The following is a 13796-nucleotide window of genomic DNA, read 5'->3' on the forward strand; positions in this document are numbered from 1 at the left end:
TTACCTCAGAATTGCTGGCCGAAGCCAAAGCGAAGAAGCTGTGTACGGTCATTATGGCTGCGCATAACAGGCACACCAAGGTCAATATTCAACAGCCCAAACGGGCTCTGCCACGAGAAGCCTGCACCCGCACTTACACGTGGGTGCAAGGTGTCACCACTTACTGGGGTATAATCGGGTTGGTCTGTCACAGGGTTGGTCAGGCGGCGGCGTACACGCAGCCCGGCAAGGCTCCCTGAATCTACGAACGCGCGCCCTTTCACACCCATGTCAGACAACATTGGAATGGGGAAATTAACCTGAGCAGACGCCGTATACATAAAGCGACCACCGATAAGATCTTCTGCTGAATGGCCAGGATTTGAACCAACGCTTCGGGGGCCTGCACCACCATCAAGGAAGCCGCGTAGGTTGTTACCACCCAGATAGAAGTTATCGATAATATCGTGTCGACCACCGCCCCAGTCTGCCATGTAGCCAACGCCACCACGGAAAGCCACAGTCCAGTCATGGTTATTCATCAGGTTATCGAGCGGAATGTAATATGCAACGTTGGCCTTGCCACGGACGTATTTTTCATTCCCGCCAAGACCGGCGAAGTCTCCACCGAGAGACACCATATAGCCGCTATGCGGGTTCATGTGGTTATCACGGCGATCATACATCAGAGTTGTACCGATCTGGGAAAGGGTAGAATGCCCTTTCTGATCAATAACATACCATGAAGATTCATCCCACACGCTGCCCACATTACGGCGGGTCAAGGTATAGTTCCAAGACTGGGAGAGGTAACGGTTATAGGAGTACCCCATACGCAGGGTAAGACCGTACCGACTTTCAGAATAGTTCTGATACGTCATATACTTGTTCTCAATCCCGAACAGATCGAGACCTACAACCATATTTCGTCCCAGAAACGCGGGGTCAGTCACTGAGAAATCTGCCTGTTTCTGCCACATAGACATTGTGCCAGACAAACCAGCATCTACCCCGGTACCAAGCAAGTTATGCTGCTTTAAGCCAATATTACCAATAACGCCTACGTCTGTTGAGTAACCACCACCCAGCGAGAACTCACCGGTCGGCTTTTCAACAACGTTAACAGCCACGTTTGTCCGATCCTGTGCAGAACCGGGCGTTTCATCAATAGAAACAGTTTTAAAGAACCCAAGATCTTGCAGGGCTGCCTTGGCATATTTTTTGTAGCTTGGCGTATAGGGGTCGCTCTCGGCAAACGGAAGCTGACGGCGTATGACGTTATCCTGCGTTACGGTGTTTCCGTTTACATCAATACGTTCAATGTAACGACGTGGGCCTTCGCTTACGTCAAACAGTAGGTTAACCACGCCTTTTTCAGGGTTACGGGCAATTTCTGGCCGTACCATAGCAAACGGATGCCCCTGCCCTTGCAGGATCTCTTCCATATCCGTTGCGTTGTCTTGCACCGCCTTACCATCGTACCACTGGTGGGCAAACAGCTCGACATACTTACGCAAAGACTTAGCCGGAACATGGCGCAGGCTTGAGCGAATATCAACCTTACCTAAACGGTAACGTGGACCTTCATCTACCGTAAAGGTTACGTAAAAAGACTTACGGTCGGGAGACAATTCGCCTGTGGCATTTTTCACCTGAAAATCAACATAGCCGTTATTCAGGTAAAAATGCCGGAGCAGTTCCGCATCGTATTTCAGACGGTCTGGGTTGTATTCATCAGCCGAGGAGAAAAAGCGGAACCATGCTGTTTCTTTTGAAGAGACAACACCTGCCAGCTTATTTTCGCCAAAGGCTTTATTCCCGACAAACGCAATTTTACGGATAAGGGTTTGCGGCCCTTCTGTTACCTGAAAAATCACATCAACGCGGTTATGGGCCAGCTTAACAATTTGTGGCGTTACAACCGCCGCATAACGCGCTTTTTGGGCATAAACTTCCAGAATTTTCTGTCGGTCATCTGCCGTGCTTTCTGCCGAGAAAACCGCACGTGGCCGCAAAGAGATAACCTTACGCAGGTCTTCATCTTTAGCAGCGTGGTTTCCTTCAAATACAATACGGTTCACGATCGGGTTTTCAACCAACCGCACCTTGAGAATATTCCCTTCGCGGCGCAGGGTAACGTCTTTAAACAAACCCGTTGCGTAAAGTGTCTTCAAAGAGCGGTCGAGATCGTCTTGCGCAAAGGCATCTCCTTCACGCACCACCATGTAAGACAGTACGGTATTGGTTTCGATACGGGTATTACCAGAGACCTCAATCTCTTCAATAACACCACCTTTCGGTAGCCCACTGCTGTGGGCCGAGGCAATTTCTGTGCTGGTAAGCCGCGCCCCACCATGCCGCACAGCGGACACCGCTGAAGGCGGGTGAGCCCGACCAGAATAATCTGCTGCTGTCGCGGCAACGGCATGACCTTCCTGAAACAGGAAAGGAACCATGCAAACAGACACAAAAAGGGCTGAACGCTTACCCGTCAAGATTTGCCACCCTCCATCCGGGTCGTTCCATAATCAGGAGTCCATCTCCTGATGGTATTTCGCCCACGATGGGACGTATCCGATAAAGCTGTTGTCACGCAAGTTCTTCCGTTCCAACCCAGCCGAACCTTAGCTTACTAAAGACGCAACCCATTTGAACAACCCAAAGCTGGAAAGGTCATTAAACGTGGAAAACAGAAAAAGACCAGCCAGAACAGCAAACCCGGCCTGAAAACTCACTTCCTGCACCCGTTTAGAAACCGGACGCCCCCTTGCTGCCTCTATCGCATAAAAGACAAGTCTTCCACCATCAAGAAGCGGCACCGGGAACAAGTTTATTAGACCCAGATTAACAGAAAGCAAAGCCATGAACGACAGCAGACTTGTAAAACCGTACTGCGCCACTTTACCCGACATTTGGGCAATTTTAAGCGGCCCGCCTAGGTCTTTGGCCGTATGCTGCCCTGTCAGGATTTGCCACACACCCTGAAGGGTCTGGACAGAAACTTTCCAAGTTTCTTTTACACCGGCCACAAAAGCCTTGTGTAAGGGTAAAGGCTTGCCAAACTCTGTCGCGAAAAGCACGCCAATGCGGCCATGCGGTGCAGCACTACCCGAATCGGTTACACTGCCAATGGTAAGCGGCAGCACAACATCTTGCCCATTACGACGCACGGTCAGAGTGGTTTGGGCACCCGGCTGAGCCATAACTGTTGCTTGAACATCTTCAGCATTTTTAAACGCATGCTCACCAACCTTGAGCACCTCATCGCCTTTTTGCACACCAGCAACAGCGGCGGCACTATTGGGGAGCACCTGCGCCACATCGTTACGCACTTTAGGCTGCCCGCTTGCTACAAAAATAATTGTAAACAGCACAATGGCGAGCAAGAAATTAAAGACCGGCCCCGCCAAAATGACGATAGCCCGAGACAAAACAGATTTATCGTGGAAGGTACGCCCCGCAATCCAAGCTGCTTTTTGCTCAGGCGTTGCATCCTCAGGGTCTTCAAACCCATGCGGGCGTACAAACCCTCCTAACGGAATAGGGCAGATACGCCATTCCGTGCCACTTTTGTCGTACCAGCGAAACAAGGCTGGCCCAAACCCAAGCGAAAATACCTCCACATGCACCCCACGCCAGCGGGCAGCAAGATAGTGGCCAAGCTCGTGAATCGTAACAAGCACACCCAGCACAAAGGCGAAGGAAACAAACGTACGGAGGTATTCGTGTATCATGATAATCCGAATATCGGCGTTTCAGGTACCAAACTCAAGCCACAGTGGCAGGAATAAGGGCGCGGGCTTCCCTGCGAGCCTCAGCGTCCCAATGCAGTACGGCATCAAGCGTATCTGCTGGTGGGGCACCAAGTTTGGTCATAACCTTTTCAACCACCCGGGCAATATCCAGAAAACCAATTTGCTCGTGCAAAAAGGCTTCTACCGCTATTTCATTGGCAGCAGAAAGAATAGCCGGGGCAGCACCGCCACTCCGCAAGGCTTGACGGGCCAACCTTAGAGCCGGAAAACGCACCTCGTCTGGAGCACTAAACTCTAGCGTTCCAAAAGCGGCCAGATCAAGCCGGGGCGATGTTGTGGCCATACGCTTGGGCCATGCCAACGTGTGCGCAATGGGAATACGCATGTCGGCCGAACCCATCTGGGCAATCAGGCTCCCATCTGTGTACTGCACCATGCCATGCACAACAGACTGCGGGTGCACCAGCACATCAATACGGTCTTCGGTCAGGCCAAAAATCCGTGCGGCCTCAATTACTTCTAGGCCTTTATTGAACATAGTGGCAGAATCAATGCTGATTTTTGCCCCCATGCTCCATGTTGGGTGCTTAAGCGCCTGCGCAGGTGTTGCGGCTTCCATCACCTCAAGTGACGCTTTGCGGAATGGGCCGCCAGAAGCGGTGAGAATAATTTTCTCAACCTGATCGGCCTGCCGGTCGGCCATAGACTGGTAAACGGCATTATGCTCAGAATCGACCGGTAGCAACGTAGCCCCAGCTTCTGCCACGGCACGCAGCATCACATCGCCCGCACACACCAAGGCCTCTTTGTTAGCCAATGCAACAGAATGACCATTTTTGACAGAGGCCAATGTTGGCTCAAGCCCCGCAGCACCGGTAATGGCAGCCATTGTCCAATCTGCGGGCAAACCTGCGGCCTCAATAACGGCCTGACGGCCTGCCGCAACACGCGTTTGCGTGCCTGCCAGAAGGGAGCGTAGCTCCTCAAGCCCGCTTTCATCAGCCAGCACGGCCAGTTCAGCGTTTAGGCCTTTGGCTTGCTCGGCAAGGCGGGCAACATTTTTGCCCCCCACAAGCGCCCGTACCCGATACTGGTCGCGTGCCTGTTCAAGCAGATCGACTGTGGAGCAGCCAATACTGCCGGTGCTTCCCAGAACGGTTACGGTTCTCATATACCTTACTCTTTTAACCCTATGCACCGCAAAAACAGGGCCTGCGGCACGCACCATAATTTACCCCGGCAGATGACCTGCAAGAGCCGCGAACACGGCATGCCAACCAGCCACCCAAAAAGGGGCACCAGTAGGCACGCACAGAGAAAGAACTGCAGCAACGGGTGCCGCAAACACCAAGCCATCAAAACGGTCGAGCAAACCACCGTGGCCGGGCAGTAATGTACCGGAATCTTTTACGCCTAAAGCGCGCTTCATGCCACTTTCTGCAAGGTCACCTGCTTGCGCAACAATACCCAGCACAGCGCCCCATAGCGCTGCCGTTGCAACACCACCCTGCCCTGCATAGGTTGCTATCAGCGTGCCGCACGCCAAAGCACCAACCAACCCCCCAACAGAGCCAGACCATGTTTTACCGGGAGAGATACGAGGTGCCAGTTTAGGGCCACCAATCATGCGCCCTGTCAGGTAGGCGCAGCTATCGCTTGCCACCACAACACAAATAACAAACAGAACCGGCAAAACACCTTCTGGGCGCAGCCATAGCAACGCGTTACCTGCCAGCACAATAATGCACATAATAAGGCAAAGCGGCGCACCAAACACCAAGGCTGAAATACAAAAAGCCGGAATAGCCTCCCACCGGCCCGTTGCTGCAGCAAGCCAAGCCCCCGCAGCCCACAGCATATACAGGCTGCCACGCCATGAGCGCGAGGCAAGACCAAACAGCACACCAGCCTCGGCAGCCATACCAACCATAGCGGCCAGCACCAGCGCTTTATAAAACCAGCCCCCAAGCCCAATAGCGGTACCAGCCACAATAACAAGCACAAGCGCTGAAATCAGACGAGCTTTAAGGTCTCGCCACGCTGAGGGACGGGCTGTGGTCATACTGTTGGGCGCACCCCAAAGCGGCGCTCACGTCGGGCATAATTATCTAACACTGTTGCAAAATGCCCTTCGTTAAAATCAGGCCAGAAAATATCTAAAAACATCAACTCAGCGTAGGCACTCTGCCACAACAAAAAGTTGGATAGTCTGTATTCGCCACTTGTCCGCACCACTACATCAGGATCAGGCACGCCTGCTGTCCAGAGCTTATCGGCAAACAGGCTTTCGGTAATCTGCTCGGGTTGCAGGTCACCACTCTTAGCGGCCTGCGCCAAGCGCCGGGCGGCTTGCACAATATCACCCCGCCCCCCGTAAGAGAGGGCTAAAAGCAAGGTGATACGCTTATTATCCCGCGTTTTGGCTTCAGCCTTGGCCAACTCTTCACGCAAGCTTTCATCAAAACGTGCGAGGTCGCCAATAAAGCGCACCCGCACGCCTTCTCGGTGCAATTCAGACACTTTGTGCCGCAAATAATACCGCAGCAAGCTGGTTAAATCTGCAACTTCAGTTGGCTCGCGCGACCAGTTTTCAGACGAAAAGGCGTAAAGCGTTAAATAGCCAACGCCACGGTTAATAGCGGCCCGCAAGCACCGCGTAACAGCCTCGGCCCCCGCCTTGTGACCAGCCAGCCTTGGCAAACCACGCTCAGACGCCCAGCGCCCGTTGCCGTCCATAATAACGGCAACATGGGCTGGCACTATGGGTTTTTTGTCTGCTTTTCCGGCTGACATTATCGGTACTGATCCACCATCACGAACCAAGGAAAGCAAACCTGAAACCACGCAAGCCTAGACCTGCTTAATTTCACGTTCCTTATCAGCCAGCATGTCATCAACTTTTTTCACATACTGGTCTGTCAGCTTCTGAATAGCCTCAGACCACGTTTTCACGTCATCTTGGCTAATATCGCCCTTCTTTTCAGAGGCTTTGGATTTATCCATCCCGTCGCGGCGCACACCACGCACGGCTACCTTAGCCCCTTCGGCATAACGTGCAGCCGCACGCGCCAACTCGTTACGACGCTCTTCGGTCAACTGCGGAATGGGTACCCGAATAACCTGACCATCAGCCGCAGGGTTTAACCCAAGACCCGAATCACGAATAGCACGCTCAACCGCCCCAACCACAGCACGATCCCATACCTGCACGGTCAGCATACGGGCTTCTGGCACAGCAATGGAGCCAACCTGCGTAAGGGGCACTTCACTGCCATAGGCTTCTACACGCACAGGCTCCAGCAACGCTGGGCTAGCACGGCCAGAACGCAGGCCAGCAAAGTCACGGCGCAGGCTTTCCAGTGCGCCATCCATACGGCGGGTCAGGTCGTCCATCAGGGCATTCAAGTCAGACACGGTTCAGTTCTCCCGTTTCCCGAGCGGTCACGTTATCCCGCTCTTCTTCATCAAGGTCAGGTATAAGGCGCTAGGCCCTCAAGAGGCTTCGATAATTTGTGTAAACGGCCCTTCACCACGCATAACGCGCCCAAAGGCTCCTGCTTCCCCAATATTAAACACAATAATGGGCAGCTTGTTCTCGCGTGATAGGCTGATGGCAGCCGCATCCATCACGTTAAGCTGGTTTGCCAGCACATCCATATAGGTAAGCTGCTCGTAGCGCTTGGCTGTGGGGTCTTTTTTCGGGTCGGCAGAATAGACGCCATCAACCTGTGTGCCTTTAAGCAGCACATCGCATTCCATTTCTGCGGCACGCAGGGCTGCGGCTGTATCTGTGGTAAAGAACGGGTTGCCCGTACCAGCGGCAAAAATAACCACACGCCCTTTTTCCATATGGCGTACAGCGCGGCGGCGAATATATGGCTCCGCAATAGAAGACATATGAATAGCAGACATAACGCGCGTTGCAATCTGCTCACGCTCTAGGGCGTTTTGCAGCAACAGGGCGTTAATGACGGTAGCCAGCATACCTGCGTAGTCACCCTGCGCACGGTCCATCCCTTTGGCAGCCGCGGCAAGACCACGGAAAATGTTACCGCCACCAACAACCAGGCAAACTTCCGTACCGCTACGCACCACATCAGCAACATCAGATGCAATACGCTCAACTGTTTGCTGGTCCACCCCAAAGGCTCCATCACCCATAAGGGCTTCACCTGAAACCTTAAGCAACACGCGTTTGCGGCTTGGCGTTTCGCCTTTGGAAGCAATCATTGGCCCTCGATCATGCAGACAGTCTGAAACACCCCTGCTTACTGCGCAAGCAAGGCAGGGTGCCCTCTCTTATCCTTCATAGCCTCAGGCGACAAGCGCCAGAGCGTGCTTAAGGCACATCATCCAGCCCGATAGCACGCAGGCGGGCACGTTCTTCGTCCCAACCAGAACGCTCTTTTACGTTGAGAAACAAATGGCACTGCCGCTCTAGCAAAGAAGAAAGCTGCTTGCGGGCACGCTCACCAATCTGGCGAATTTTCTGCCCACCTTCCCCAATCAGAATAGCTTTATGCCCCGCACGTGAGACATAGATGGTTGCATCAATCCGCACAGAGCCATCCGGGCGGTCTTTGTAGCTTTCAGTTTCTACCGTTGCACCGTAAGGCACCTCTTCGTGTGTCAGCATAAAAATTTGCTCACGCACCAGTTCAGCCGCCAACAAGCGGTCTGGCAGGTCTGTTAGGTCATCTTCTGGATACAGGTATGGCCCTTCCGGCAGGCTGGCAGCCAAGTTATCCAGCAGGTCATCAACTCCCTTACCAGAGCGCGCGCTCACCATAAACACGTGCTCAACTGCCAGTTTTTCGGTAATAGCGGCGGTCAAGGGCAGTAAGGTTTCTGGCTGCACAAGGTCTGTTTTGTTCAGCACCAGCCAAATTTTACGACCAGCACTGGCAAGACGCTCCATAATTTCCTGCACAGCTTCGGTTAAGCCCTTTTGAGCATCAACCAACAGCAGGGTTACGTCAGCATCGTCCGAGCCAGTCCAAGCAGCCGCGACCATAGCACGGTCCAACTTACGGCGCGGGCGGAAAATTCCGGGCGTGTCCACCAGCAAAATCTGTGTTTGGCCACGCATAAGAATGCCCAAAACCCGAAAGCGCGTTGTTTGCGCCTTGGGGCTAACAATAGACAGCTTGGCACCCGCCATGCGGTTAAGCAGGGTTGATTTGCCCGCGTTGGGAGCCCCCACAAGGGCTGCAAAACCGCAGCGTGTCGTTTCAACCATGACGCGTCTTTCCTAATTCTTCCAAAAGGCTGGCGGCAGCAGCACTTTCTGCCGCCCGTTTACTACCAGCGCGCCCCTCGGCCCGCTGGCCACCAGCCTGAACTTCAACAACAAAAAGCGGAGCATGAGATGGCCCATCAGCCCCGATAGTTTTATAAACAGGCAAGGCTTGCCCACGCCCCAACACCCACTCCTGCAAGGCAGTTTTGGGGTCTTTGGGGGGCTTGGCTTGCGCGTCTAGCAGCGGTTTCCATGCGGCACGTACAATTTTACGGGCAGGGTCTAGGCCACCATCAAGAAAAACAGCCCCCAGCACGGCTTCCATAGCGTCAGCCACAACACTGGCGGTTGCCTGCACGCCAACACGCGCTTCATGTACCGCTACGGTTAAGCTGGTAGCAATATCCAAACGCTCAGCCACATCAACAAGTGTGGTGCGCGAAACAAGATGCGCAAGCCGGGACCCTAATGCGCCTTCCTGCTCTTCTGGAAAACGTTCAAGCAACCATTCGGCCATTAACAGGCCAAGCACACGGTCGCCCATAAATTCCAAACGTTCGTTAGATCCAGCGCCCTTAGCTTTTTGGCCGCGGCGGCGCCCCCCTGCATTTTGGTACGCAGCAGAGCGGTGCGTTAACGCCTCTAGCAACAAAGCCGAACGCTTAAACACATACCCTAAGCGGCGCTGTAGTTGCTCAACCTGCGGTGCAACCGCAGGTTCTGCGCCTAAGCGGGTCACGTCACGCTCCGGAATAAACGACCCCACCGAATTTCGGCTGGCCAATGCCAAAACTGCCAGAATGGCGCCACCGAATCTGCCGAGAAAAACACAAGCTGAGCTTTGCCCACCAAATTTTCCATGGGCACAAACCCTAGGTCTTTGGGGGCATCGCCCATAAAGCGGCTGTCTGCACTGTCGTCTCGGTTATCGCCCATGGCAAAGAAATAGCCTGCGGGCACCACATATTCTGGCGTGTTATTTTGCTGCCCGTCATCCATGAGCTTCAACATGGCATGCTTAACGGGGGCATGGCCGTTGCTGCCGGGCAAAACCTCTTCACAGGCTTCACCCTCCATTGCAACGTGCGATTCATCAATGGCGGTATAGGGGTGCACATCAAGGCAAGGCACTTGTTCACCGTTAAGGAAAAGATGCCCGCCCGTAACCTGAATATGGTCTCCCGGCAGCCCGATAACGCGCTTCACGTAATCAATTGAGGTATCTTTTGTGAAACGGAACACCGCAACATCACCCCGGTGTGGCGCACCCCCCCAAACACGCCCCTCAAACAGGTTAGGAGAGAACGGGAGCGAGTATTTAGAGTAGCCATAACTATATTTGGAAACCCAGATATAGTCCCCCACCTGCAAGCTCGGGATCATGGAACCTGACGGAATCACGAAGGATTCAAACAGGAATGTCCGGACAAATGTCACCACAATAGCAACAGTTATAATTGTCCGGGCATATTCAAGAATGATCTGCCCCGTTGATGCTGGACGATCCACGCCTGCCTTTGAGGGAGGATGTTCCGGTTTGGTCATGTCCTGCATCGCCTGTGTGAAAGTGGTTCCGACAAAAGAAAAACGTCCAAAGTCAAACCGTGGGGCCTGTCGTGTGTCAACCCGCACGGGCCGAGATAATCACCTCGGCAAAAGCATATGGCGGTTCATCCGTCATACTTAAAAGAATATGCGGCTCATACCCTGCGGGAACAAGCGTATGCAACCTTAGTAATGCCCCACCTTGCAAAACCAGCGTTGGCTGCCCCGTTGGCAGGTTTTCAACCCCGATTAAGCTATGGGCCACACCTTGCGCAAAGCCGGTGCCTAAAGCTTTAGCCCCGGCCTCTTTCGCGGCCCAACGTTTTGCATAGGCGCCAATACGCGCAGCCCCCGTGCGGCGCTCTGCCCGTGCACGCTCTATGGGGGTAAAAACCCGCTCCAAAAACCGTTCACCAAAGCGCTCTATGGCCCGCTCTATACGGCGCATATCGCACAGATCGACCCCTACCGCGATAAGACTCATACCCATTCCTTACCGCTGCACTGCCCACCCATTACGAGCGCGCCCTGTCTGCCTGCACAATACCAGACGCCGCCCGCAACCCGGCAATAACAGAAGAGAGGTGGCGCAGGTCACGCACTTCCACATCTACCAGTATTTCCATGAAATCGAGCTGCCGGTTTACAATTTTCAGGTTCACCATAGAGGCATCACATTTTGAAACCGTGTTGGTAACCGTTGCCAGCACAGATGGCTCGTTATCTGCCACCAGGCTAATACGCCCCACCCGCAACTCGCCCACACCCGCGCGAGACATGGCATCGTAGTCCCAGTCCACGTCCAAAAAGCGTTCTGGGGTGGCTGCAAAGCTTTCCAGCGTTTGGCAGGTACGGGTATGCACCGTAACGCCACGACCCGTTGCGACAACACCCACAATACGGTCACCCGGCAAGGGGTGGCAGCATGCTGCAAAATGCACAGCCACACCCGGCCCAAGCCCCAAGAGCGGAATAGCCCCACCAGAGCGGCGGCCACTCGCTGCCCCCGGCGCAGAGCGTGGGCGCGGGCCAGCCGTACCCAACACACCGGGCAGACCCGGCACCATACGCGGCGCACGTGACGCACGACGTAACTCTGGGTAGGCAACAGACACAACATCGCGCGCGCTCAGGTTGTTGTTGCCAATGGCCACATACAGGTCTTGCAAGCTGGCTTGCTTAAGCGTTTTGAGCGTAGGCTCAATCACTTTTTCAGACCCATCGACCCCTTCCTGACGGAAGGCTTTAGCCAAGGCCGCGCGCCCATTATCTAAATAAGTTTGGCGCTGCTGGGCGGCCACATAGCGGCGAATACGCGCGCGCGCTTTACCCGTAACAACAAACCGCTCCCACGAGGGAGAGGGTGCGCCGCCACGGGCGGTCATAATTTCTACTTGGTCGCCATTTTGTAGTTCATGCCGCAGGGGCATCAGGCGGCCGTTAATTTTAGCACCTACGCAGGCGTCACCAATCTGGCTGTGTACAGCGTAGGCAAAGTCAACCGGGGTTGCGCCGCGCGGCAGAGAAATAAGCTGACCTTTGGGGGAAAAACAAAAAACCTGATCTTGGTAGAGTTCAAGTTTCGTGTTTTCCAAAAACTCATCTGGCGCAGATGATGCCTCCAGAATTTCAAGCAGATCCTGCACCCAGCGTGGCCGCCTAAAGGCTGCTGGCCCGCTTTCATCTTCTGCGGTGCCGTCTTTATACGCCCAGTGCGCTGCCACCCCGTTTTCTGCCACGTCATGCATGGCAGAGGTTCTAATTTGCACCTCAATTTTTTGGTTACGGGGTGAGCGCAGCGTCACACCCGTATGCAAACTTTGATAACCGTTGGCTTTTGGCGTTGAAATATAGTCTTTAAAGCGCCCGGCAATAACGGGGTACGCCGCGTGCACAGCGCCTAGCGCCATATAGCAGTCTTCTCGTGCATCAACTAATACCCGAAAAGCCATGATGTCTGACAACTGCTCGAACGCCACATTCCGACGCTGCATTTTCTCCCAAATAGAATAGGGAGATTTTTCACGGCCAGACACATGAACGTTTTTCAGTCCGGCTTCGTGGCACAGGCGCAGCAACTCACGCCGCACCTCTTCAATAACATCCGCCCCCTGCCCGCGCAGATAGTTTAAACGAGCACGAATGGTGGCATCGGCCTCGGGTTCCAACTGGGCAAAAGACAGGTTTTGCAACTCTGTCTTAACCCGGTCCATACCAATACGCTCGGCCAGAGGCGCGTAAATATCGAGCGTTTCACGAGCAATCCGTTGCCTACGGTCTGTGCGCTCCACAAAATGCAGAGTGCGCATGTTGTGCAGGCGGTCTGCCAGCTTGACCAAAAGAACACGAATGTCTTTGGACATAGCCAGCACAAGCTTACGGAAGTTTTCAGCCTGCTTGGTACGGTCAGACTGCAACTCAAGCCGGGTTAGCTTGGTCACACCATCAACCAAATCGGCCACAGTGTCGCCAAACTGCTTACGCAGTTCGTCTTGCGTTATGCCGGTATCTTCAATCGTATCGTGCAGCAACGCCGTCAATAAAGACGGCACATCCAGCCTAAAGCCAGCCAAAATCATGGCTACGGCTAAGGGGTGGGTTATATAGGGGTCTCCGTTATCACGGAGCTGGCCTTCGTGCGCCTTTTTGGCGACAGCAAAAGCCCGGCGGATAAGGTCCATATCCGCCCCGGGTGCGTACTCACGCACCACATGGACAAGGCGCTCACAATTAACATCACCACGCAGCTTTTCAGGCCGCGTAGGAGCGATTGTTACAGCGCCTTCTTGCGTTGCGGGCGGCAGGGCAGCCTGTGCATCTATCTGTGCCGGAATACCGGCACTGCTCAGATTATCGCTACCCGCCTGCGCCACACGCTCTTACCGGCGACCGCGCCCGCTCAGGGCAGCTTCAACCGCACCGGCGTCGTCAGCAGCTTCTTCTTCAGGAGAGACTTCCTGCAAGCCAAAGATATTTTGCTCTGTTGGCACCAGATCCTGCACTTCTTCATCAACAGGTTCGGGTTCAGGCTCACGGGCCTGAGAGCGGATAAGATCATTGCGCAGTTCGGGCAGTTTCACGGTTTCGTCTGCGATTTCGCGCAGGGCAACAACCGGATTCTTGTCATTATCCCGATCAATGGTAAGCTCTTCCCCGCGGGAGATGTTGCGGGCACGTTGGGCCGCATACAGCACCAGCTCAAAGCGGTTAGGGACTTTCTCTACGCAGTCTTCGACGGTGACGCGGGCCATTACGAAGAGCCTCCAGACAATTCAGCT

The 13796-nt window shown here is 54.1% G+C and carries 13 protein-coding genes; all 13 read right to left on the reverse strand.

The features are described from left to right. Window positions 1–5 precede the first annotated feature (5 nt). Entirely contained in the window at window positions 6–2435 is a 2430-nt protein-coding gene (gene bamA / locus Abor_RS03905; RefSeq protein ID WP_084594374.1) for an outer membrane protein assembly factor BamA, read from the reverse strand. A gap of 168 nt (window positions 2436–2603) precedes the next feature. Continuing rightward, complete coding sequence (gene rseP / locus Abor_RS03910; RefSeq protein WP_180537851.1) at window positions 2604–3716, reverse strand: RIP metalloprotease RseP; 1113 nt, start codon at window positions 3714–3716, stop codon at window positions 2604–2606. A gap of 31 nt (window positions 3717–3747) precedes the next feature. Beyond that, window positions 3748–4905 carry a 1-deoxy-D-xylulose-5-phosphate reductoisomerase gene (gene dxr / locus Abor_RS03915; RefSeq protein WP_048840539.1) on the reverse strand — a complete coding sequence of 386 codons (1158 nt, stop codon included), beginning with the start codon at window positions 4903–4905 and terminating at the stop codon, window positions 3748–3750. Between the two features lie 60 nt (window positions 4906–4965). Then, window positions 4966–5796 (reverse strand): phosphatidate cytidylyltransferase, encoded by an 831-nt coding sequence (locus Abor_RS03920; protein ID WP_048840540.1) that lies wholly within the window; start codon window positions 5794–5796, stop codon window positions 4966–4968. Further along, window positions 5793–6527: a polyprenyl diphosphate synthase gene (gene uppS, locus Abor_RS03925; protein WP_048840541.1), complete on the reverse strand. Its 735-nt coding sequence runs from the start codon at window positions 6525–6527 to the stop codon at window positions 5793–5795. Before uppS ends, Abor_RS03920 begins: the two co-directional genes overlap by 4 nt. A 57-nt stretch (window positions 6528–6584) precedes the next feature. After that, entirely contained in the window at window positions 6585–7127 is a 543-nt protein-coding gene (gene frr, locus Abor_RS03930) for a ribosome recycling factor (RefSeq protein ID WP_048840542.1), read from the reverse strand. A gap of 99 nt (window positions 7128–7226) precedes the next feature. Next, a complete protein-coding gene (gene pyrH / locus Abor_RS03935) occupies window positions 7227–7964 on the reverse strand; it encodes a UMP kinase (protein ID WP_048840543.1) in 738 nt (245 codons plus the stop codon). Between the two features lie 109 nt (window positions 7965–8073). Next, window positions 8074–8973 (reverse strand): GTPase Era, encoded by a 900-nt coding sequence (gene era / locus Abor_RS03940; RefSeq protein ID WP_048840544.1) that lies wholly within the window; start codon window positions 8971–8973, stop codon window positions 8074–8076. Continuing rightward, window positions 8966–9712: a ribonuclease III gene (gene rnc, locus Abor_RS03945; protein ID WP_048840545.1), complete on the reverse strand. Its 747-nt coding sequence runs from the start codon at window positions 9710–9712 to the stop codon at window positions 8966–8968. The genes era and rnc overlap by 8 nt, the downstream gene beginning before the upstream one ends. Then, window positions 9709–10518, reverse strand: a complete 810-nt coding sequence (gene lepB, locus Abor_RS03950; RefSeq protein WP_048840546.1) for a signal peptidase I — start codon at window positions 10516–10518, stop codon at window positions 9709–9711. The genes rnc and lepB overlap by 4 nt, the downstream gene beginning before the upstream one ends. A 76-nt stretch (window positions 10519–10594) precedes the next feature. Then, window positions 10595–11002 (reverse strand): holo-ACP synthase, encoded by a 408-nt coding sequence (gene acpS / locus Abor_RS03955; RefSeq protein WP_048840672.1) that lies wholly within the window; start codon window positions 11000–11002, stop codon window positions 10595–10597. A gap of 31 nt (window positions 11003–11033) precedes the next feature. Beyond that, complete coding sequence (locus Abor_RS03960; protein WP_048840673.1) at window positions 11034–13289, reverse strand: RelA/SpoT family protein; 2256 nt, start codon at window positions 13287–13289, stop codon at window positions 11034–11036. A 108-nt stretch (window positions 13290–13397) separates the two neighbouring features. After that, the gene (gene rpoZ / locus Abor_RS03965) at window positions 13398–13769 is read right to left on the reverse strand and encodes a DNA-directed RNA polymerase subunit omega (RefSeq protein ID WP_048840547.1); all 372 of its coding nucleotides are present in this window, start codon (window positions 13767–13769) and stop codon (window positions 13398–13400) included. Window positions 13770–13796 lie beyond the last annotated feature (27 nt).

The organism is Acetobacter orientalis (assembly GCF_000963965.1).
Classification (GTDB): Bacteria; Pseudomonadota; Alphaproteobacteria; order Acetobacterales; family Acetobacteraceae; genus Acetobacter; species Acetobacter orientalis.

What these genes read in the sequence shown, in the direction of transcription:
- bamA (WP_084594374.1), bottom strand. Translation starts at nt 2,435, where the DNA reads ATGGTTCCTTTCCTGTTTCAGGAAGGTCATGCCGTTGCCGCGACAGCA.
- dxr (WP_048840539.1), bottom strand. Translation starts at nt 4,905, where the DNA reads ATGAGAACCGTAACCGTTCTGGGAAGCACCGGCAGTATTGGCTGCTCC.
- Abor_RS03920 (WP_048840540.1), bottom strand. Translation starts at nt 5,796, where the DNA reads ATGACCACAGCCCGTCCCTCAGCGTGGCGAGACCTTAAAGCTCGTCTG.
- uppS (WP_048840541.1), bottom strand. Translation starts at nt 6,527, where the DNA reads ATGTCAGCCGGAAAAGCAGACAAAAAACCCATAGTGCCAGCCCATGTT.
- frr (WP_048840542.1), bottom strand. Translation starts at nt 7,127, where the DNA reads ATGGACGACCTGACCCGCCGTATGGATGGCGCACTGGAAAGCCTGCGC.
- pyrH (WP_048840543.1), bottom strand. Translation starts at nt 7,964, where the DNA reads ATGATTGCTTCCAAAGGCGAAACGCCAAGCCGCAAACGCGTGTTGCTT.
- era (WP_048840544.1), bottom strand. Translation starts at nt 8,973, where the DNA reads ATGGTTGAAACGACACGCTGCGGTTTTGCAGCCCTTGTGGGGGCTCCC.
- lepB (WP_048840546.1), bottom strand. Translation starts at nt 10,518, where the DNA reads ATGACCAAACCGGAACATCCTCCCTCAAAGGCAGGCGTGGATCGTCCA.
- acpS (WP_048840672.1), bottom strand. Translation starts at nt 11,002, where the DNA reads ATGAGTCTTATCGCGGTAGGGGTCGATCTGTGCGATATGCGCCGTATA.
- rpoZ (WP_048840547.1), bottom strand. Translation starts at nt 13,769, where the DNA reads ATGGCCCGCGTCACCGTCGAAGACTGCGTAGAGAAAGTCCCTAACCGC.